Here is a 23375-nt window from a genome sequence, read left to right as displayed (position 1 = left end):
AACACCAAGGCCCGAACTGTTTCGGGCCTTGGTTTATTGCGCTAGATGGCGACTAGAACTTGACCTTGATGCCAAGCATTCCTTCGTAACCGTGGCTGTCGTTGTCCATGCCTTTCTCGTAGCCACCGGAGACATGGATCGTGGTTTTTTCACTGACCTGGTAATCAACGCCGAGGTTCACCTCCATCCAGGTACCGCCCATGTCCGTGGTAAACGGCACAAAGCCATCGCGGGAAGAGAACTCGGTTTTCGGCTGGCTCCTGAACTCGTGCCAGATGCTGGGGCGGACCCAGACATTAGTGCGGTGCAGCTTGCCTTTGTCGTCTTCGCGGAACATGTCTTTGTCCAGGCGTACCCCAAGGCGCCCGGTCAGCGAGTCGACGTCTTCGAAGCGCACGTCGGCTGCGGCATCGTGGCTGTCGTTGATTTTGATCTTGCTGACAATGATTTGGGCTTGCGGCTCGATCTTCAGCGATTCGTCCTTGTTCAGCTTGAACGGGTAGCCGGCTTCCAGCGAGGCGGTGATGCCTTTGCCTTTGGTGTTGAAGCGTGGCAGGTCTTGCGACTGGGCCTGGATGTCGAAGTGGTTGAACTGCAGCACACCGTCCAGGTACCAACCTTCAGGGCCGAAGTGGGTCCAGTAGCCGCCCACGCCGGTGGCGCGTACTTTAGCGTCGCCTGCCGAGCTGCCATCGGTGTGGTCGATGTCGCCGCTGATCTTGCCGGCAGACAGGGAGAGGCCGGCCTGGTCGGTGCTGCCATCGGTGTCTTCGTTGTGGTACAGGTCGATACCCACCTGGAAGGCTTGCTGGTGATAGTCAAAGCTACTGCCGTTGCCCAGGTCCTGTTCGCCCTGGCCGTAGATCAGGCGGCCCCAGCCCAGCGACGGGCCGTAGTCGCTGCGTTCTTCACCTGGCAGCGGGTCGACCGCGTTGCGTACTTCTTCACCCATACGCTCGTGCAAGGTGTCTACCAGCATGCGGCTGTAGCGCAGGGTCATGCCGGGGATGGCGCTGTACAGCGAGGTTTCCGGACGATAGTTCGGCACCTGGGCGGGTGTTGGCGCCGGGGTGTTGTTGTCCGGGGTGGGGACAGGTTTGACCGGAGCGGGCTTGTCGTTGTCAGGCTTTGGAGTGGGCTTCACCGGCTTGTCATCATCAGGATCGGGTTTCGGTTTGTCGTCGTCAGGTTTTGGTGTTGGGTCGACCGGGGTGGCGTCTTTGGTCGAACGCAGGTACCAGGCTTCGCCGTTGCTGTCGTCCAGGCTGGCGCGGTGCAGGGTGTACTCATAAGGGCCCGCCTTGACCCGGCTGAGCAGGCGGAACGCTTGCGTTTCGGTGGTGCCGCCGTTGAGCGCATCGACCACCTGAATGCCGTTACCGGTGGTGAGAGCGCCGGGGCCGCCGGCATTGTTGATCTGCAGGTTGCTGCTGCCAGTGGCTTTGCCGCCATCGATGACCAGCTTGTCCGAGGGCGATTGGTCATCGTACAGGTAGGTGTTGAGGGCAAAGGTGCCGTTGTTGCCTTCGTAGTCCCTGACGGTGAGGGTTTTGTAGCTGCCGCCGACCGGCGCGCTGAAGTCGATCAGGCTGTTGTCGTTGCGCAGGCTGGTCAAATTTGAGTTGCCGGTGAGCTTCCACAGGCTGGTATCGCTCAGGGTCAGGTTCGAGGTGCTGTCTGCTGCTGTGGTTGCGGCGCCATTGACCTGGGAACTGGCCAGGTTGAGGGTGGCCAGGCCGGGCTCAGTTGCGCCGGCATCGACCTGCAACCACAGACCACTGCCGCCGGCGATCACGTCTTCGAAGTCGAGGTCGGCAACGCCGTCAACCGCGACGGTGGCGCCGCTGAGGTTGTGCAGCACGGTGCTGCTCAGCTCCGCCTCGCTGGCGGCGAGGCTGCTGCCCTGCAGGTACAGCGCGGCGGCATCAGCGCCTGCGGCGCTGACGGTCGATTGTGTGGCGCTCAGTTGAGCACCGTCTTTGACCAGCATGCCATGGGCCGCTTCGCCCTGAGTAATGACGCTGGCCTGGGACAGCGTGGCCGAGCTTGGCGCACTGCTGACCAGCACGCCATGGGCGCCGTTGCCGGTGGTGCTGGCAACGCTGTTGTCGGCCTGTAACTGGCCGCCACGTTCAGCGTGCAAGGCGGCCGAGTTTTCACCGTGGGTGCGGATGCTTGAGTCCTTGAGGCTCAGGCTGGCATCGTAGCCGTCTTTGAAGTTGCGGCTGACCCGCGCCCCGGCAGCGTTGGCGCCAAGGGTTTCAATGGTGACGCTGTTGGCTTCAAGGCTGACACTGCCTGGTTTCGGACCGCCAATGCCGGCGTACAGGCCAATCGAGCGATCGCCCTCGGTTTTCACCGACACACCATTGAGCTGCATGCTGCCGCCGTCATCCACCGCTGCGCCGTAGGCCTGCAGGCCTGTGGTCAGCAGGTGGGTGCCGTTGGCAATCAACAGAGCGCCTTCGTTGCGTGAGGCCAGGGCATGGGGGAAGGTCAGGTTGGACTGCAGCGTTGAGCCATTGCCGCTGGTGGTAACCGTACCGCCATTGAGAATGATCGTGGCGTTCTCGTTGGCGACCACGCCCATGGCGTTGTCGTTACCCGAGGTGTAGACGTTGACGTTGTCGGCGGTGATTGTGGCGTTGCCGGCGCTGATACCCGCCGAATAGTTGCCCTCGGTGCTGACACTGCCATGGGAGATCTTGACCTCGGCCTCGTTGCCGGCGCTGATGCCATAGCTGGTTTTCGGTGTGGTATGGACCTGGCTGTCATTGAGCACAAGGCTTGAGCCAGGGCCTTCGACCAATACCCCCGGCGACCACGGGCCGGTGGCATTGAGGGCATCGACGTTGATCTGGCTTTTGTTCACCTCGGCCGTGGCGCCGCCGGTGATGTTCAGGCCGATCGAGCGTGGGCCAAGTACCGAAATTGTGCTGTCGCTGACCTGCGCCTGGCTACCACTGCCTTCGATGGAGACACCGTGGCCGTAGGTGCCTTGCGCAGACAGTACGCTGTGGTCGAGCACCAGGCTGCCGCCGGCCATGGCTCTGGCCGCGGCATTGGGGTTGAGGATCGCACCGCCGCCAGTGACGCTGACTTGGCTGTCGGTCAGCGAAATGCTGCTCGCTTCGGCGCGGGCACCGGCGACGTAGGTGCCGCTGCTGCTGAGGTTCAGCCCTTTACCCGTGATCTTCGATCCATCCAGGGCGTGCAATACCGCCGTGCTGGTGGTGCTGGTGGCAGCATTGGTGGAGTTGAAGGTGCTGTCGTTAAGGGTGATCTCGCTACCGCTCTCGGCACGTGCGCCACTGGCCGATGCCGCGCTGGTGTTGACGGTGATGTCGCTGGCGTTGATATGACTGCCAGACTCGGCTTTGAGGCTGTGGCTGATGTTGCTGCCGCTTACCGCGCCGCTGGTGCTGACCGTGGTGCCGTTGCTCAGGGTGATGCCGGCGCCATCCTTGGCCAGCACGCCTACCGAGCCTTTGGCCAGGGTGCTGATGTCGCCGCCACTGAAGTTGATGGCACTGCCATTGCCACTTGCCAGCAGGCCGACGTTGTTGCTGCCGCTCAAGCCGCCCATGCTGATGTGGCTGTTGTCGAGCGTGATGCTACCGCCGTTCTGCGCGGTGGCGCCGGTCATGTTGCTGGCGGTGAAGGGTACGCCGAGCGCCGTCTGTGGCAGCATCTCGACCTTGACACCACTGCCGCTGATCTTGCCGCTGTCTTCAGCCAGCAGACCTTTCTGGCCATTGGCGGTGGCGCCGGTCACTGCACCGTTGACCACCGAACCTTGCTCGAAGCTGATCTGCACCCCGGCAGTGGCTTTCACCCCGGTGCTGTTGGCTGCACGCAGGATGACGCTGGAGCTGTCTGCGGCACCGCTGGTGATGCCGACCCCATTGGCGATGGTAATGATGATCGGCGCCGGTGCGCCCAACAGGCCCATCAGCGCCATACGGCCGATGTTCAGGCCGGCAGCGGAGGGCAGTGGCTCGTCCAGACGTTCAACGGTGATGACGGCATCTTCGGCTTCTACCTCTCGTACCGGCAGATAGCACAGACTACCGAGGATCAGGCTGATCGCCAGGGCCAGGTGGTTATGGGCCAGATGGTCGAGAGGCAGTACGTGTTCGGTGGTGTGTTTCATGACGACCTCCAACAAAATGTAGGGTGGAAGTGTCTGCCTAGGCAGGTACTTTCTCTGTAGGAGTCGCCTTAGGTGCTTGTAGGAGCTTCACTGAAGGCTGCACTGGTCTAGGCTTGTCTTTCAGCGTTGTACTGGCCGCGAAGGAGTGCTCGGATGAGTCGGGTGATGATCGTTGAGCCACAGCCGTTATTGCGCGCGGCCATCGGCCAGATGGTGACGCGCCTGGGGCATAAGGTAGTGGCCGAGGCTGGTAATGCCCAAGAGGCACTGGTGCATGCCCGCAACGACTCACCGCAATTGCTCATTCTTGAATTGACCATTGGCGGGCTGGGCGGTCTGGACCTGATTCAGCGCTTGAAGCTGCGCGATGCGACCCTGCAGTTTCTGGTGTACACCGGGCACAACAGCAACCCGTACGCGCGCCTGTGCATGCAGGCAGGCGTGGACGGTTTTGTCAGCAAGCACGATGAGCCGCTCGAACTTGAACGGGCCTTGCATGCCGTGGCGCATGGTCGGCGTTATTTTCCCCGCGAGGGCGCAGCGGCGTCGGCCACTCCCGGGGCAACAGAGCTGGACACCCTGTCAGCACGGGAACTGACGGTACTGGAATTGATCAGCGAGGGGCGCTCGAACCAGGCTATCGCCGAGCAGCTGTCGATCAGTTACAAGACCGTTAGCACCTACAAGACCCGCCTGCAGGAAAAGCTTCAGGTGGACTCGCGCCTGGCCTTGGCAAGCATTGCCCAGCGCAATGGCATCGGCACCTCGGGGGTCACCACCCTGGTGCCTGCCGACCCGCAGGATCAGACGCTCAGTGACCCGTCGCAGCATGCGCTGTTGCGTGCGCTGCTTGAAGCCTCGCCCAACCCGATGTTTGTGCGTGACCGTGCCGGGCGCTTGTTGTTGTGCAACCAGCCTTTTCTGGTGCTGCACCACACCACCCTGGATCGCGTACAAGGAGGGCGGTTTGCCGATGCTTTCTGGTTCACGGCCGAGCAGGGCCGCCATTACCAGGCCCGGTATGATGCGTTCATGGAAAAAGCCGAGGCCGTCAGCATCCAGAGCCGTGTCGAGATTCTTGGCGAACCGCATTTTCTGCAGTTTTGGGGCGAGCCCTGGCGTGATGCACAGGGCGCTGTGCAGGGCATGGTCGGTAGCTTTGAAGACCTCACCGACCGGCAAACCCTGCTCGGTCAACTGCGTGATGCCCATGAGCAGGCTCAGGCTAGATTCCGCGAATTGACCGATTTCTCTGCTGTAGCACTGGAGGAACTTTCCGTGCCCCTACAGCGCCTGCATGCCAGCCTTGGCAGCGTGCAACTGCCTGCGCCGGGACGAGCTGCGCTGGACAGGCTAACCCAATGCCTGGCGCAGTTGGCGCAGATGAATAGCCTGAGGCGTACACGGCCGCTGGTGGCTGCAGAGCAGTTGGACATCGTCGAATGGCTTGCCGCGCGCATTGCCGTGTTCAACGCGACACTGCCCAAAGACGCCGCTGTGCCCCGGCAGGAGATGGGCGCGGTTGCAGTGCGGCAGGTGTGGCTCGATGGCCAGCGCCTCGGGGCGTTATTGGACAACCTCTTGCAGTACGTCCACGAGGCTGCGCCGAAAGCCCCGCTGCGCATCAGCGTCGCCACCCACCTGCAAGCGAATGGGGTGGTGAGCCTTAATCTGGCAATCACCTTGTGCCAGGCACTGGAACACCGCCGCGGCATTGCCTTGCGCCTGTGCCAGCACCTGGCGCAGTCGATGGATGGGAGTTTTCGGGTGGTGCACGAGAATGGCGAGGTGGCGTTTCTGGTCGGGCTTGAATGCCCCGCAGTCGTGCCCGTCTGATCGCTGCAGAACGATCAGCCGGAAGCCTTCGCTGGTGGGAGCGGGCTTGCCCCGCGATCGCGATCTGCCTGACACACCGCTATCGCGGGGCAAGCCCGCTCCTACACAACCTAGAAGCCACTTTCGCGCAACAGCACGGCGGCGACGTGGGTCAGTCCTTCACCGAGCAGACTGCGCCGTTCACCGTCGATCTGTAGGCGGCCACGGGTTTCGCGCAGGGCAGGAGGGGCCTGGTCGAGCTGAATCAGCACATGGAACAGCGGCGGCGTGGGCACCAGTTCCTTGCCGCGGCTGGCAACCGTCAGCGGTCCGCCATAACGCGAGGTGAGCATGGCGTGATGCAACTGACTGACACGGGTGCTGCCGATGGCCAGGACCTTACCGTTGATCGGTGTGGGTTGGCCTTCGGGGTAGAAGCGCACGGCGCCGCCCTGTACCAAGCGCTGCACTTCGTCCTGATCGACGTAGGCATCCACCTGCCAGCGGCTGGGGTCGATGAGAATGCCGATGGGCTCGCGGCTGTGCACCCACTGGCCTGGCTGGCGGTTGGGGTCCAGATCCAGCCATTGCCCGGCGAAGGGCGCCTGCAAGGTCAGGCGGGCGATTTCCGAACGCGCGGCGCGCGCTTCTTCAAACTGCACATCGAGGCGCTGGCGGGTGGCAATGGCCTGATCGGCGCCTGTCGGATCGGCCATCAAACCATCGAGCCGCGCCTGATAGCCTTTGGCACTGGCCTCGCTGCTCGAAAGCCGGGAGGCGATATCGGGTTGATCGAGGGTCACCAGGGTCGCACCGGCCGCCACCGCACCTGCCGGGTGCAGGGTCTGCAAGCGCGACGGGTAAGGGGCGAAGACGCGTAGCTGCTGTTCGGCACGGGCTACGCCCAGGGCATGCACCTGGGTACGCCAAGGCACCGCCAACAGTATCAGTAGCACGGCGCCGACAGCCCACCACAGGTGACGGCGGCTGCGGCGGATACCGGTGCGATGGCTCCACCAATATTTCAATTCTCTCCAGACGGGCATCACGATAAACCAGGCCACCTCGACGGCAAACAGTAGTATCCCCAGGACCTTGAAGAACAGCAGGTACACTGCCACGGCGATCCCCAGAAACAGCACCAGGCGGTAGACCCAGGTGACCATGGCGAAGGCCACCAGCGCGCGGCGCTTACCTGGGCTGAAGGCTTCCGGCCAGTCTTCGTCGAGCCCCAGCAGCACCCGGCGCAGGGTCACCCGCGCCAGCGCCGAGGAGCGTTCGTGCAGGTTGGGAAAGTCGAGCAGATCGGACAGGATGAAATAGCCGTCAAAGCGCATGAACGGGCTGGCATTGAGCGCCAATGACAACACCCAACTGGTGGTGGCCAGATAGAGCAGGGCGTTGCGCAACGGGCCGGGGTCGGACAATGCCCAGCCGAGGGTGGCGAGCCCGGCCAACGCCAGTTCGGTGATGATCCCCGCCGAGGCAATCGCCAGCCGCTGTTTGGCACTGCGCAGCTTCCAGCTTTCGCCGGTGTCGGTGTAGAGCATCGGCCACATCACGACAAAGGCGATTCCCATGTGGCCGACGCGCAGCCCCAGGCGTGTGGCCACCAGCGCATGCCCCAGTTCATGCAGGGTCTTGGCCAGTGCCAGGGCGATGGCAAAGCTGACCAAACCGGAAGCGGAGAACGACTCGACCACTGCGGTGGTAAAAGTGTCCCACTGTTGCAGTACCAGCAGCACGCCGGTGATGCCCAGCAGCAACACCACCAGCCCGGTCAACGGTTGGAACAGCCAGTCGAGTTTTTTCGCCAGCCATTGCAGGTGCTGCTGCGGGCGCAGCAACGGTACGCGGAAAAACAGGTAATGGTGCAGCCACCAGCGCCAGCTCAGCCAGGCATTGCCTTCACTGCGCGCGGCAAGGCGGGCGAGCGCTTCGCGGCTGGGGCGCAGCAATTGATGGTTCTCCAGAAACTGGCGAAACTCGATGATTTGCTCGACGTCCGGGCGCAGCGGTGTTTCGGCGTGGATGGCGTTGCAGATGGCTTGCGGCGTGCGGTCCCAGCGCAGCAGGCATTCGAACTCCAGCCAGCCAATGCGGTAGAAGCGGTTGACCACCGTGTCCTGGATCACCCAGGCCGGTTCACCGTGGCTGTCGGGTGCGGTTTCCTGCAAGCGCAGGTCATCGCGCAGCGGTGCCAGCGGCTGCTCAGCCGCGTTGGCGATCACAACCCGCTCCAGGCGCGCAGCGCGGCGAACGGCCGGCGCAGCAGGTAATAACCCAGCACCACACGTTCACCATGCAGGCGCGCAGTGCCGTGCAGGCCCAACCGCGCATGCTCGGGCTGGCCTTCGACACTGGCCAGCAAGCGGTAGGCAACCACACCTTCTTCATTGGCCTGGGCCTGGTAACTGGTTTCCAGCACCTGCCCTTTGAGCGGCGTCAGCGGGTAAGCGGTGAGGAACAAGGTGACTTCGGCCCCCGGCTCCAGGGCAATGGCGTCAGCCACCGGCAGCTGGATCAGCATGGCCGGCTGTTTCGGTTCGGCGATCAACAGGATGCGCTCGCCGGTGGATACCGGTTTGCCTAGCCAGTCGTTGGGGTCGCTGTACACCGCCACGCCAGCCCTGGGCGCGCGTACCTGGGTGCGTTGCAGTTGTGCTTTGACCGCTGCCAATTCGGCCCGGCGCTGCTGCACCCGGCCATTGAGCAAGGTCAGCTCGCTCTTGCTCTGAGGGTTGTCAAAAGCGCGCTGGCTGGCTGCCATCAACTCTGCATCGGCGACCGCGACTTCCTTGCTGAGCACCTCGGCGCGGCTGTTGAGCGTGGTTTCATCGAGGCTGAACAGTGCGGTGTCTTTTTCCACTGGCTGATTGGGGCGTACCAGCATTTTGTCGATTACCCCATCAATCGGCGAGCTGATGATGACGGCCTCGCGCGAAACGATCTCTGCCGGCGCCAGCGCCGTTTGCCTGACCGGCACCAGCAACAACGCCAGCACCACCGCCAGGGCCAGCATCCACTGACGTTTACTGGGCCGCCAACGCAGTAGCCGGCGTTGTTTGGCAAAGCCTGCCCAGCAATGCGCCCAGGTGCGCCACAGCCCGTCGAACAACGGCTGCAAGGCGGGTGCGGGCGGTGCATCCAGCAAAAACAGCACCAGCCCCAGGCGCTGGCCTTCGCGGTCGTGCAGGGGAATACACCACAATCCAGTGGGCCACCATTCGGCCCAACCTTCGGCAATGTCGTCTGGTGGCGTGACGGCCTCGCGCCCAAGCCAACGGGGCTGGTCATCTTCTAGCTGGGTGGCCAGCCAGCGCACGGCGCGCTGCAGCCAGACCAGGTACGGCGAGTCTTCGGTGGGGCGGGCCAGGCCCGACACGCACAGCAGCTCCAGGCGCTGGCCTTGCTGCTGGAACACCAGCGCCTGGTGGTACTGCAACAGCGAGTATGGATCGTTGGCAATCGAAAAGCCCAGGGCATTGAGGGAATCGGCGGCCAGCGCGCGGTCGCGCAGGGCCGCGATGGCCATCAGCAATTGCGGGTGCGGTAGAGGTTCAGTCATCGGCGCGTGGGAACCGGGCAGTGCCGCTCATACCGGCGATCAATTCGGGATGCTCGGCGTCCAGCCGGGCTTCAAGCTCGACCGTCTGGGCGACGGCATCGACCCGGGCGTTGATGGCACTGACGTGGGCCGGATAGGTTTTGCCGGTTTCGAGAATCTCGACGTCCAGCGCCTGGTTGGCCTTGAGCCGGGGGAGCAGGCTGGAGGGCACATTCAAACGCACCTTCAAGGCGCCATCGCTGACCAGGTCGAACAACGGCGTGCCGGCCGCGACGGTCTGGAAGGGTTTGGCATGCACATTGGCCACCCGCCCGGCGAACGGCGCCTGCACCAGGCAATAGCCACTCTGGGCCTGGGCCAGGGCGCGGGCGCCATCGGCCTTTTGCAGCTCGGTGTTGGCCATCGCCACTTCCAGATCACCCACGGCATCGAGCTTGCGCAGGTTGCGCTTGGCGTCGAGGTTCTGCTTGGCCATGGTCAGCTCGGCAGCGGCGACCCGCGACCGGGCCTGAGCCTCGGCGCAGTCGAAGCGGGCCAGCAGCGCATCTTTGGCCACGGCCTGGCCAAGGCTGGCTTTGAACTCACCGAGGGTGCCGGCCATCTGGCTCGACAGCGTGGTTTCCAGGCGTGCCACCAACAACACGCGGATGGTGCCAGGGTCTTGCGGGTCAGGGGCTGGCGCGGTGTCTTCGGCCAGCACAGGGCTGAGTGAAAGCGACAGAAATACGGCGAGCAAACGGCGCTCAAGGCTGCGTGGCATTCGGCGTTCCTTGCGTACTGACGAGAAGATTGGCGTTTTCCTGGGTATCCAGCGTGCGCTTGATTTCCCGCGCCAGGGTCTGGATGTCGTGCTGTTCAATCTGCTTGGGCAAGGTGTCCAGGCCTACCGAGTTGTACAGTCGACCCCAGGCCGCCTGGGCGCTGGAATAGGCGGCTTCGCGTTGGTAACGCGAGAGCAGGTAGCGGCCTTCGGCACGAATCACTTCAAGCTCCGAACCATACGAAGTGGTGCGTGCCGCTTCAGCGTAGTTCAACAGGCTTTGGTCGACCTGCAGGCTCTGGTCGGCAAACTCGACTTCCTGGCGTGCCAGCTGGTAGCGCAGGGTGCCTACCCGTACCTGGGTGAGGATGGCCATGGACAAGGCGACCCGGCGCAAATCATCGGTTTTGCTCTGCGACTCGGCGGCGCTGTTGAGCGAAGGCAACTGCAGCAGACGCAACAGGTTCATCGACACTTGCAGGCCGGTTTCGGTCCAGCCGCTGTTGTAGAGGAACTTGTTGGAGTCGTACTTGTAGCCGAAATCGAGGCTGACGTTCGGCCACAACTGCGCCTTGGCGATCTTCAGGTCGTTCTCGTTGACCCGTTTGCGGTACCACTCTTCCATGATTTCCGGGCGGTTTTTCAGCGACAGCAATTCGAGTTTGTCGATGTCCTGAGACACCTCGGGCAAGCGCGGCTCAACCTCATCGGCCAGCACCAGGCGCGAACCCGGTGGCAGCGACATCAGTGCCGACAGCTCGGCGCGGGCGAACTCCAGGTCTTGGCGGCGCACGGTCAGCAGGTAAATCGAGTCGAGCAGCGCGCGCTGGTAGGCCAACACCTCCTGGCGTGGCAGCAAGCCTTTGGTTTCTGCCTGGCGAGCCGAGAGCAGCGCCTGGTGGGTGCGCACCAGCAAACGGTCAACCTGCGGCATCAGGCGTTGCGCGCTCAGCGCACGCCAATAGGCATTGCGCACGTCCTGCAGAACGTTCTGCGCCACCTTGCGCCGACGTTCCTCGGCCATGAGGATCTGGTCGCTTTTCTGCTGGGTGCGGTAATAGGCCACGCCAAAGTCGAGCAGGCTCCAGCTCAGGCCCAGGCCGTACAGCTCGCGATAGCGCTCTTCGGAGGTGGAAGCGCGCAAGCTTTCTTCGCGGTCTTCGATGCCGATGGAGGTACCGCCCGAATCATTGTTACGCCCGGCGTAGCCGGCCGAGGCCACCAGACGCGGGAGCATTTCGTGGCTGGAGACGTCACGCAGATCGCTGGCCAGCGCGCTTTCCATCAGCTTCAGACGGTAGTCGAGGTTGTACTTCAGGGCACGCGCCGCCGCCTCATAGAAGGTGATCGGCCGGGTTACCGGCTCTTGGTTGGCATACATCTGCGCCTGATCACGCACGATCCGCTGACGCGCTTCGTCCTCGGTGTACTCATGCGGTTTGGTCGCAGAGCAGGCGGCCAACAAAAAAGTGGAGGCGATGGCCGTACTGAACAACGTTTGCGGCAGTCTTAGCATAGTCAGTCCTTGGTCTTTGCTTACTCGCGAGTACTGTTATCCATGGCCCGCAGGCGTTCGGCAGCTTCGCGCAACTGAGCACGAAAACCGGACGCGATACGAGCCTCAGAGGGCGCAGGTAACTGGGTATCACCCTGGGTGAGGTGTGCGGCATCGGTGGCGAACACCGAAGGGTCGGGCAGCAGGCCATCAGCGCTGAGGTTGATCCGCGATTGACGGCCGAGAATCCAGGCCATGTCGTTATCACTGGCCTGGCGGCTGCCGCGTACCGCATTGGCGACGAACTGGCCCTGAATCGTGCCCAGGCGCTGGTTGAGGGTTTCGCTGAGAATCTCCGGGGTGCGCCCGTAGCTCAGGTTACTGCCATCGGCCTGCCAGCTGGAAAGCTCGAGGATCTGCTCCTGGCGCTCGACCACCGGGCCGACGAATACCACCGGATCGACATCGGGCAACGGCAGGCGCTGGAACGGATCATCACTGTCGCGGCCGAAAAATGGCCCGGCGGGTGCCGGAATGAACGGCGCGGTAATGTCCAGGGTGATGGTCAGTTGCGCCAGGTCCGTGGCACCAGCGCGGTCACTGAGGGTGTAGGTGAAGACATCCTGCAAGACCTGCCCCAGGCCTGCTGCCGCCAACACTTCAGGGTTGCTCAGGTCGATGCTGTAGGTGTAGCTGCCGTCGGCATTGATCACCAGCGTGCCATAGCGCCCGGCCAACGGCTGACCCACGCTGCCTGCGGTGCCGCTGCCCGCTTCGCTGCCGGTGCGGATGCCGGTCACGCTCAAGGCGTCGCCGCCGTCGACATCACCATCATTGGGCAGGACGTTGCCGGACGCTTGCGGCGCCGGGCTCTGGTCACTGGCCACGTTGCTGTCGTCGCGGGCTACCGGGGTATCGTTGGCGCCCTGGATCAGCACGTTCAAGCGCGCTTCGGACTCGGCCCCGGTGGTATCACGCATGCGGTAGGTGAAGACTTCGCGCAGGGTTTCGCCGGCCGTACGCAAGGCTTGCACCACTGGGTTGGCGTTATCCAGTTGGTAGCTGTAGCTGCCGTCGGCATTGAGTGTCAGGGTGCCATAGCGGCCGGTCAACACCTGGCCAGCCAGGGCCGCGCTGCCGGTTTCGCTGCGTACCGACAGCACCTGGCGGGTTTCGCCCAGGGCCGGGCTGTCGACATCCGTGTCGTTGTCCAGCACGTTGCCGCCGGGGTTGAGCCCCGGGGTGCTGTTGCCGACACCGCCAGCCTCGATGGCGATGGTGTTGTCGTCAACGGCAATCGGCGTGTCGTTGCGACCGTCGATGGTGATGCGCAGTTGCGCGGTGTCATCGGCCAGGTGAGGGTCTTGCACGGTATACGTGAAGATATCCACCAGTACCTGGCCACTGGTGCGCAGCGCCTGGACTGCCGCCAGGCTGTTGTCGACGGTGTAGGTCCAGCTGCCATCGGCGTTCATCACCAGGTTGCCGTACAGCCCGCGCAAGCTGGTGCCCAGGGTACCGCTGGTGCCAGAGCCGGTTTCGCTGCCGGTGCGGATCGCGGTGACCGTGAGGGTGTCTTTCTCCAGGTCGATATCGTTACCCAGCACATTACCGCTGGGGTTCAGGCCCGGCGTGGCGTTGTTCAAGCCGCCGGCTTCGATGGCGGTGGCGCTGTCATCGACGCCGGTAGGGGCATCGTTGCGGCCGATGACAATGATCGACAGTTGGGCAAGGTCGGTGAGGCCGCCACGGTCGGTCACCTCGTAGGTGAAGTGATCGGTCAGCGTCTGCAGCAGGTCCAGGCCCAATACAGCCGGGTTGTTGGTGTCGATGGTGTAGGTGTAGCTGCCGTCGGCGTTGATCACCAGGGTGCCGTACTGGCCTTGCAGTACGTTGCCGACGGTACCGGCCACGCCGCTGCCGAGTTCTGCGCCGGTGCGAATGCCGGTCACCGTGAGCTGGTCGCCCTGGTCAACGTCGCTGTCGTTGGGCAGCACGTTACCGCTGGGGTTGAGCACCAGGCCGTCGCCGTTGTCGGCCACGGCAATGTTGAGGTTGTCACGCGCCACGGGGGCGTCCCAGGCGCCCTGGATGGTCAGGTCCAGTTGCGCCACATCCTGGGCACCGGCGCTGTCGCGCATGCGGTAGGTGAACTGCTCTTGCAGGGTATCGCCAGGCTTGAGCGCCTGGACTGCGGCCAGCGTATTGTCGACGCGGTATTGGTAGTCGCCATTGGCGAACACCGTAAGGGTGCCGTACGTCCCGCGGATCACCTGGCTGCCACTGACCGCGGTGAACGTGCCGCCCGCCGCCTCACTGCCAGCGCGGATGCCGTTGACCGTCTTGCTGTCACCGGCATCGACGTCACGGTCGTTGATCAGCAGGTTTCCACTCGGGTCGACGCCCGCCGTGGCGTTGTTGGTGCCGCCGGCTTCCACCGCCACAGCACTGTCGTTGACCGCCAGCGGATTGTCATTGCGGCCCTGAATCGTGATGGTCAGGGTAGCGATGCTGGTGGCACCGGCCAGATCGCGAATGGTGTAGGTGAACGTCTCTCTGAGGGTATCGTTCGGCGTGCGCAGGGCTTGCACCAGCGGATCATTGTTGTCGACCAGGTAGGTGTAGCTACCATCGGCGTTGACCGTCAGGCTGCCGTACTGCCCGGCAAAGCTGCTGCCGACGCTGCCATTGGTCTGGCCTTGGGCAATACCGATGACGCTGAGGGTTTCGCCGAAACGGTCGACATCGGTGTCGTTGCCCAGCACATTGCCGCTGGGGTTGATACCCGGGCTGGCGTTGTTCAAGCCACCGGCCTCTACGGCCAGGGCGTTGTCGTTGCTGGCCACCGGGGCATCGTTGCTGCCCTGGATGGTGATGCTCAGCAGGGCTGTGTCGGTAGCACCCGCGGTATCGACCACGGTGTAGTTGAAGGTTTCCACCAGCGTGTTGCCCGGGCGCAAGGCCTGAACGGCGGCCAGGCTGTTGTCCAGGCGATAGCTGTAGCTGCCATCGGCGTTGAGGGTCAGCCAGCCGTAAGTGCCGCGCAGTTCGCTGCCCAGGGTACCGGCAGTGCCAGCCCCCTCGGTGGCGCCAGTGCGCACCGATGCCACGGCCTTGGTTTCGCCATAGTCGATCGGGTCGCCAACACCGCCATCGACATCGTTGTCGTTGTTGAGCACATTGCCGGTCGGGTCAACGCCGCCGCTGCTGTTGTTCACGCCACCGGCCTCTACGGCGGTGGCGGTGTCGTTACTGGCGACCGGGTTGTCGTTCTGGCCACGGATGACGATGATGATTTGCGCATCGTCGAACTCGCCATCACTGTCGGTCACCCGGTAGGTGAAGACTTCAACCAGCAAGTCGTCCTCGCCGCGCAGGGCCTGGACCTCGGGGTTATTGTTATTGATCTCGTAGCGGTAGGTGCCATCGGCGTTGATGGTCAAGGCACCGTACTGGCCGTTGAGCGCGCTACCGACGGTGCCGGCAGTGCCGGTGCCGCCCTCCGGACCGGTGCGCACGCCGGTGACGCTGACCGGGTCGCTGTCGGGGTCGACAAAGGTCACCTGCCGTACCGGCGCTGGCGGCACGCCAGGGTCGAGCCCCGGCGAGGTGTTATTCACGCCGCCTTTTTCGGTGGCCAGGGCCACGGTGTCCTGAGCGTGGGGCGGGTTGTTGGCGCCGCGCACCACAATCACCAATTGCGCAGTGTCGGTCAGCCCGGCCGAATCGACGATCTGGTAGGTGAAGATCACGTTCAGGGTGGCGCCACGCGCCAGGGCCACAATCGCCGGGTTGTCGCTGTTGACGTCGAAACTGAACGAGCCGTCCGGGTTGATGGTCAGGGTGCCGTAGTTCACCGGGCTGCCGACCGGGGTGCCGTTGCTGAACTGGGCAAAGGTCGCATCCAGGGTCACGGCGCCGCCAGCGACGCTGGTCAGCGTGCCACCGGCCAGTTCAGGGCCGTTGCGTATGCCGTTGACCTTCAGCACGCTGCTGGGCCGGTCGGCGCGGTCTACGTCGAGGTCGACGCCGTTGCCACCGGGTTGGGTGATGCTGCCTGGGCGGCTGGGGAAGAGGATGACGTTACCGACCGGGTTGCTTTCAGGGTCGGCGTTGCTGGCCCCGGCCTGCGCCGTGGCCTGGTCGTCGCTGGCGACCGGGTTGTCGTAGTTGCCGACAATATTGATGCGCAGTTCGGCGAGGTCGTTAAGGCCCTGTACGTCGGACACCTGATAACTGAAGAAGTCCACCAGCCGATCATTGGGGCCGAGTCGCTGCACCGCGGTGTTGGTATTGTCGATGACGTAGCTGTAAGTGCCATCCGAGGCAATGGTCAGCGTGCCATAGGTACCGGCAATGCTCACGCTGCCGCCAGGCGGAACAACGGTCAGGGCACCGGGTACCGTTTCGCGCAGGGGGCGTATACCGGTAACGGAATTGCTTTCGCCATAGTCGATCGGGTCGCCTGGGCCGCCGTCGACGTCGTTGTCGTTGCTCAGCACATTGCCCGTGGCATCCGCCCCGGGTACCGGGAATCCAGTGGGTGGCGTGTCGTTGGGATTACCGCTGTCGGTGTTGTTGACACCGCCTTTTTCGATCGCGGTGCCGACGTCGTTTTCAGCATCCGGGGCATCGTTGGCGCCCTGGATCACGACGGTCAAGGTGGAAGTGGCCTGCAGCGGCGCGCCGCCAATGCCGATGTCGGAGAGGACGTACGTGAACACCTCGGTCAACTGGTCGGAGGCCAGGCGCAGCGCCTGCACTGCGGCGTTGCTGTTATCGACGATGTACTGGTAGGCGCCATTGGCCTGGATCACCAGTTTGCCGTAGCGGCCCAGCACTTCGACGGCGGCCACGGGGACCGGTACCACCACGCCGAGCGGCGAGGTGACCGAGACGACGAACAGCTGATCGGCGTTGGTTGCAATGTCGACGTCGGTATCGTTATCCAACAGGTTTCCGCGCGGATCGACGCCGGGCAGACGGTTGTCGGTGCCGCCGGCCTCAACCGCAGTGGCGCTGTCTGGCACGCCCACGGGGGCATCGTTCACCGGCAGCAGGTTGATCACCAGGAAATCCTGGTCCTGGCGTGCATCGGTTGGTTGCCCCGGCACGCCGTTGTTGTCGAAGTCACCATAGTTGCCCAGGTCATTGGTGGTGACCTGCAGGAAGTCATTGCCGTTGAAGTTCAGGTTGCCCAGGTAACTCAGGCCGTTCAGTGCCGCGTTGATGTCGGCGATGCGCCCCAGCAGCACCAGGGTGGCGGTACCGGCACCGGTGACGGTGACCCCGGTAGTGGCGCCGGTGAGCGACAAGGTGCCGTGGGTCACGGTCAGGGTGACCTGGATATTGCGGCCGTTGACGTCCGGGTTGCGCTCGGCATCGACGTCACTGACGCTGATGCCGGGGATGGCCAGCGGTGTGTCTTCGCTGCCGCTCTGGAAGCCGGGGAGGGTGTTGACGGGCGCATCGTTGACTTCGACATAGCCGGAGTTGGCCTGCGCGCTGCTGCCTTCACCGAGGTTGACATTGACCTGGCCTAGCGTTGCCTGATCGGTATCGATGCGCATGCGCAGCTCACCGAACTGGGCAATGCTGTTGACCGTGGTGGGGGCATCGAGGCGGTACAGGCCCGAAGGCAGCACGCCAAAGGTAAAGCGGCCATTGCTGTCGGTGGTGGTGGTGAACGATTTGTCGTCGCCGTTACCCAGTACACCATCGGCACCGGCCCAGACCAAGGTGATGGTCTGGTTCGGGATGGCCAGCTCGTAGCCCGGTGTGCCAGGCACCGGATCGGCGTCAGGCGTGGTGTCGTTGGGCGCAGTGGCGGCAGTACCGGTGTCATTCCACAGCGTGCCGCTGATAATCCCCAGGCCTGCGCCTTCGCGCAGCACATAGTTGTTCAGGACACTGGCGTCTGGCCCCGGGCCGTCGGCGCCGGTGCGTTCGCCGCTGATGCTGCCGTCGACGCCGACGGTGCTGCCGCCCCAACTGGTGAAGGTCTCGGGCAGGCTGCTCCAGCTCAGGTTGGCGTCGCTGTTGGCAATGGTGGTGCCGTTGGGCACGTCGACCGAGTACACCACCCGCACTTGTGTGCCGCTATCGACCCTGGCGATGTCCACGCTGAGGCCGCCACTGGTGCTGAAGGTGACCCCCGCTGGCAGGTTGCCCGGACCATACGTGGTGCCGCCGATGGTGACGCTGATCAGGGTGTAGTTAGTGCCGGTGGGGAAGCCGTCGGTCAGGTGCACGTCGTAGGCCGGCAATTCTCCGCTGGCGGTAAAACTTATGCTGACCGTGGCGTTGCCCTGGGTGCCGCCGGGGTTGGGGATGAAGTCGGTGACCTGTTTGTTCATACCGCTGAAGCTGGCTTCAACGATGCGTTCGGTCAGCAGCAGGCTGGTTGCGCGCAGGTTACCGTTGACGCGGTCCTGGACCACGGCGCCGAGAATGTCACCGGCCTGGTTTTCTACGCGGTTGTCGACCCGGGCGCTGAACTCCACGACGATGCCTTCAAGGTCGTCGTCGTTGCCGTCGTCGCCACCGCCGTGGGCGCCGTTGGTGATGTTGCCCAGGTTGAGGGTGACGATCTGGTTACCGTTGGCATCGGTGCTGAGCGCTACATAGATCGAGTTGAGCACCCCGGTAGGGCCAGCGCCGGAAAGATCCGGGCTGATGAACTGTGCCTGCGGGCTGTTCTCGTTGCCGATGATCTGCAGCGTGCCGCCGGTGATCAGGTCGGTCAGGCTGGTGGTCAGGCCACCATCGGAGATAAAGCCGATGCGCATGCTGCTCAGGTCGGCCAGGGTCAGGCCCTGGTCCAGGGTGATGACCAGCTGGTAGTTGGGGTTATTGCCTTCAGGCACCAGCACAGTGGCGCGGTAGCGGATGATTTCACCCACCGCGACGTTCTCTTGCAGGGCGTTGGTCGGGTTGGGTGCGGCGGTGTCCGACAGTCCGCCGACCCGGGAAAACTTGATACCTTGCGCCACCGGGATGATCAGCACGCTGTCACGCCGATAGTCGTTGAGTGTGCCGCCGTTGAGTGGACCATCCTGGCCGGTACGTTCACCGGCCACGTTGCCATCGAGGCTGGTCCAGCGGACTTGGGCAAGGTTGTCGAATTGCGCGACCGAAGCACCGGTGGCGTTGACCACGCCGGTCACCCGTATCACCAGCGTGCCACCTTTGGCGATATCGACATTGCCAGTGTTGACCAGGGTACGACCACTGGGGTCGAGGCTGAAGCTGGCGGTGATGTTGGTGCTGACGCCGTTGACCGTGTAGATCACGCTGACCAGGGTCAACTGGTCCAGTTCGCTGGGCAGGGTGCTGTTGAAGGCGATGTCGAAGGCATCGTAGTCACTGCCTGCCGCGCCGTTGCTGACGCTGATGGTGAATTCGACCGGGTCACCCTGGTCGAAGCCCAGGCCCGGCGGGGTGACCAGTTGCTGGGTCAGTTGCAGGGTCGGTTCCTGAATGGTCACGCTGGGCTTGGCACCGGTTACCTGCACGTCCCGATTGACTGCGGTGCTGCCGTTGGGGGTGTCGCCGTCGGGGTCGCTGTAGGTCAGGGTTGCATCATTGAGGTGTACGGCGCTGGTCTGGTTGCCAGCAACGTTGCTGGCAACCAGGCGCAGGCGAATCACGAAGCTGTTGTTGCCGGTGTTGTTGTCGCCGGTGGTATTGGCGACGCTGAAGACAAACCGCGCATCCACGCCATCGCCGCCGAGGGTGCCGGACGGCGCGCTGAGGCTGCCAACGGTGACGGTGCCGCCGAAATTCTGTGCCAGTACACCACCGGCGGTGGTGATCACCAGGTAGCCCTGACCGTTGAAACTGGTGTCCAGGCGCATGCCGGGCGGGATCAGGTCATCGATGCGCAGGTTCTGCGTGGTGCCTTCGGGCAGGGTGACGACGATGTCATAGAGCATGCTTTCGCCCACCACCAGATTGGCACCGGTGGTGTGGCTGGCGCTGGAGTCAGTGTTGTCGAGGCTGCCACCGGCGTAGGTCTTGGTGATGGAGGGTGCGGCAACCTGTTGGCTGGCCAGGTCGCTCAACGGTGTGGCACCGAGGAAGTTCTGCCCGCCCTCGACGCTGGCGTAGCGGGTCAGTTCGGCGTTGGTCTGCAGGGTGGCACTGGCGGCAATGTTGGCGGCGACGTTGACGTCATAGGTGATGACGACAACGTTTGCCCCACTGTTGTCGGCAGCGGTGCCAGGGCGGCCGGCGAGCAGGGCGCCTGTACCTGCGCCGTCGATGAAGGTAATGGTGTTGGTGGCGTTGTCCACGGTGTAATGGGTGCCAGCGATCAGCCGTGTGCCATCACCGCGATAGATCAGCAGGTTGGCCGCCGACAGACTGCCGCCGACAAACGACAGCCCCGGCGCAAGGGTAATGCGGGTGCTGACGTCAAAGGCATTGCCGCCACCGTGGTTCTCGATGGCCGTTGCCAGGCGCAGGCGGTCATTGCCATCGATACCGCTGACGTTACCGTTGACCGCAGCGATGTCGGTAATGCTGCCGTTGAACGGCACACCCGTGCCGCCCGGCGGGTTCCAGCTGCCGGTGGTGCCGGTCACCGTGCCGTGGCTGGTGGACACCACGCCATGGCTGATGGTCAAGGCCGGTTCGGCGACCGAGGCGATCAGGGTCACATCGTCGGTGGTCACCAGGACGCTCTTGTCCAGGGTGCGGGTCTGGCTGGATTCGCCCAATACGTTGAACGCACGCTGGTCGGCGAATGGCTGATCACTGACGGTCAGGGTGAAATCAATGGCGATGCGACTGCCATTGACACCGGTATTGACGTAGTCGGCGAAGGTGAACACCAGCGAGTTGCCGGGGCCCAGGGTTACCGAGGTCGGGCTGTTGGGGTTGGTGTTGCCGGTGGCCAGGCGCCAGATGCTGTTGAGGTCCAGACCGCTGAGGTTGAACAATGGCAGCGGCAGGTAAGCGGTGAGCTTGAAGTTCTCGTAGTCACCGGTGACCAGGTCGTAGCTGAGGCGGAAGGTCACGCGGTCACCGGGGCGCAGCTCGGTGCCGGGGGCAGGGGCGCCGCCACCGTTGAGGTCGGCCAGGTCGATCTCGACCTTGCTGGTGGGAATGCGGACGAGGGTGTTGGAACTGTCGCTCTGGTCGTCACCGCTGAGGTTGAGCGGGTCGAGCAGTACGGTGGCGGTGACCGTGGCATTGTTGCCCAATGGGTCGCCTTCGTTGATCTCGCTGTGTGGCGCGCCAGCAGGCGGGGTATAGCTCTGGCCAACCCGGGCCTGGTAGCTGATGACCGCCAGGGTGGCGCCTTGCAGCACGTCATCGAAGGCCAGGTCGCCATTGAGCCAGCTGCGCCCCGCAAAAGCGTTGCGCATTGACTGGCCAACGTCGAACACCAGTGACGTGCTGCCGTCGGCGTTGACCACGACGGTGCTGACCAAGGTAATGGTCTGGCTGATGCCGTTTACCGTTACGTTCAAGGTCGCGGTCCCGGGTACCAGGGACTGGCCGTCAGTCAGGCCATCGGCGATGACGAAGCTGCCATTGCCGAGGAAGGTCTTGCCGAAGGCGAAGTAATCCGACAGTGCAATGTTGAGTTGGTAGGTGAGGGTATCGCCGGGGCTGATGCCAGCGCTGCCACCGTCAACGGTAACGGTGACTTGTTTTTGCAGGGTGATCGACTTGGCCACGAAGCTGACGTCGTCGCCCTGGCCATTGAAGTTGATCTGGCCGTTCGCTGCGTCGCGCGGGTCCAGTGGCTTCCAGCTGCCGGAGGCGGTGGGGCCGTCGAAGGTGATGGTGACGTCGTCACCGGTGACTGGATTGAGTACCGGTACCCCGTCGGCATCGTCATCGGGGACAAAGAACTGCACGTCGGTACTGGTCGGCGCGCTGAGCGTCGGGTAGGTGACGGTGAACGAGCTGATGTACAGGTCGTTGCTCAGGTCGTTGTCGTTGTTACGCGCCAGCAGCGATTGGATCACCACCGGGTCAGTAATAGTGCGCCCGTCGTACAGGGTAACCGAGGTCAGTGTGCCACCACCGCCGGGGGTGATGCGGGTGACAATGACGTTGTCGGGCACCGGCTGGGTGATCACCACGTTGGTCAGGGTTTGCGAATTGGCCGGGGTCACGGTGACGGTCAGGTCACGCTTGAAGTTGGGACCGGTGGCCGTTTCGCCTTCCGGCGTGGTGACCACTTGGTCGACGGTAATGACCGTCGGATGCACTACATAGCTGTCGGCGTTGGCCGATGGCTCCAGGATGCTCGGGTCGGTGGCTGGGTTGTTCAGCGAGTCGTTGCCGTACTGGAAGCCACTGCGGGCACGGATGGTCAGGTCGGGCGTCGAGCCAGAGAACGAGAAATCGGTATCTGCCAGGTTGCTCAGGGTTGCCGTGACCTGGATAGGGATCGGCGGTTGGCCCTGGCTGACGCTGGCGAACGGCAGCTCGATTACCACCATCTGATCGCCTGCGCGCATACCGAAATCGGCGGCATTGATCACCAACGGTTTGCCATCGACGCCCACGGCCAACGGATGATTGGCCCGACCGCTGGCATCGAAGGTCACCGCATGGGCCGTGAGTGCTTGCCCCAGGTAGGTGGCGGACACAAAGGTGATGCCATCGTCGATCTCGGTACCGGCGCCGTCTTTGCCCGTGGCCGGGAAGAACAGGTCGACAAAGGGGGCATAGCCAGTGTCACTGGTACTGTTGGTGAAGGTGACGGTGAAATTGAAGGTGTTGCCCAGCAGCACATCGGCACCGCCCGACAGGTCGGTGCTGGGGCCAGCCGCCAGCAGGCGGTCGTAGCCGGCCATGGCCGCTGCGGTCAAGGCAATGGGTTTGTCGATAGCGCCGCGGGTGACTTCCAGGGCCCAGTCGCCGCCGGCTTTGGCACTGCCAGTATTGTCACTGGAGGCACCGACGTCGGCACCGGTCCAGCGCGACAGCTGATCGACCAGGGTGCGACCCTCGCTGCCTTCACCGACTTTGCAGCCATACAGCTGAATGTCGGCGCCTTCACTCAGCGACTGGCCCCACTGGCTCAGGGTTTGCGAAAACTTGCCGACGTTGTCTGCCGTGAGCGTGGTTTTGCCGAGGGTGAACTCGCCGGCGGCGCCGTGCGACAGGATCTGGATCGAGTCGACCTGGCCGAGCTTGGCCAGTGCCGTGGAGATCGCGGCCAGGCCATCCTGCTTGGCATCCACCACCAACACCTCGACGTTGTCGGGCAGGTTGGCGGTGAGCTGTTGGCGGCCCTCGATGCGGCTGTCGAGCACCAGCAGGTGACGCGCGGCCGAAGGCTGCTGGCCCGGTTCGCTGCGCGCATCGGACGGGGTGGCGTGGGCAGCGCCAGTATCGGCCTTGTCACCGCTGTCCTGATGCTGCTGGTCTGCTGCGGCTGCAGCAGCACCGTCAAACAGGATGCGCGGCTCCAAAGCCAGCGCCTGGCGTTGGGGTTTGAATGCAATGGGTACGGCGGAGCGGGTCTGGGTCGTCATGTCCACATCATCACTTTGAGCCCTGGGTAAGGGCGAACCGTCTTCGTATTGGTCATGCCAATGCCCGCCCCAGATACCTATCC

The 23375-nt window shown here is 63.7% G+C and carries 7 protein-coding genes; 1 reads left to right on the top strand and 6 read right to left on the bottom strand.

Annotation, left to right across the window (positions count from 1 at the left end; translation table 11 throughout):
• Window positions 1–52: 52 nt before the first annotated feature.
• Window positions 53–4153: an autotransporter outer membrane beta-barrel domain-containing protein gene (locus ACVWSC_RS15580; RefSeq protein WP_442107541.1), complete on the bottom strand. Its 4101-nt coding sequence runs from the start codon at window positions 4151–4153 to the stop codon at window positions 53–55.
• A gap of 153 nt (window positions 4154–4306) precedes the next feature.
• Here ACVWSC_RS15580 and ACVWSC_RS15575 point away from each other — a divergent pair, with 153 nt between their 5' ends.
• Window positions 4307–5989, top strand: a complete 1683-nt coding sequence (locus ACVWSC_RS15575; RefSeq protein ID WP_442107539.1) for a LuxR C-terminal-related transcriptional regulator — start codon at window positions 4307–4309, stop codon at window positions 5987–5989.
• A 110-nt stretch (window positions 5990–6099) separates the two neighbouring features.
• Here the strand turns inward: ACVWSC_RS15575 and ACVWSC_RS15570 are convergent, their stop codons facing one another.
• The 5 genes from ACVWSC_RS15570 to ACVWSC_RS15550 are packed head-to-tail and all read right to left on the bottom strand — an operon-like array spanning window position 6100 to window position 23292.
• Window positions 6100–8196 (bottom strand): site-2 protease family protein, encoded by a 2097-nt coding sequence (locus tag ACVWSC_RS15570; RefSeq protein WP_442114311.1) that lies wholly within the window; start codon window positions 8194–8196, stop codon window positions 6100–6102.
• On the bottom strand, window positions 8196–9536 hold the full coding sequence (locus ACVWSC_RS15565; RefSeq protein WP_442107537.1) for an efflux RND transporter periplasmic adaptor subunit: 1341 nt from the start codon (window positions 9534–9536) through the stop codon (window positions 8196–8198). The genes ACVWSC_RS15570 and ACVWSC_RS15565 overlap by 1 nt, the downstream gene beginning before the upstream one ends.
• Entirely contained in the window at window positions 9529–10296 is a 768-nt protein-coding gene (locus tag ACVWSC_RS15560; protein WP_442107535.1) for an efflux RND transporter periplasmic adaptor subunit, read from the bottom strand. The genes ACVWSC_RS15565 and ACVWSC_RS15560 overlap by 8 nt, the downstream gene beginning before the upstream one ends.
• Entirely contained in the window at window positions 10280–11812 is a 1533-nt protein-coding gene (locus ACVWSC_RS15555) for a TolC family protein (RefSeq protein ID WP_442107533.1), read from the bottom strand. Before ACVWSC_RS15555 ends, ACVWSC_RS15560 begins: the two co-directional genes overlap by 17 nt.
• A 20-nt stretch (window positions 11813–11832) precedes the next feature.
• Window positions 11833–23292, bottom strand: a complete 11460-nt coding sequence (locus ACVWSC_RS15550; protein WP_442107531.1) for a VCBS domain-containing protein — start codon at window positions 23290–23292, stop codon at window positions 11833–11835.
• Between the last annotated feature and the right edge of the window lie 83 nt (window positions 23293–23375).

The sequence above is a fragment of the Pseudomonas sp. NUPR-002 genome, from assembly GCF_056322725.1.
This window is presented reverse-complemented; position numbering and strand designations above follow the sequence as displayed.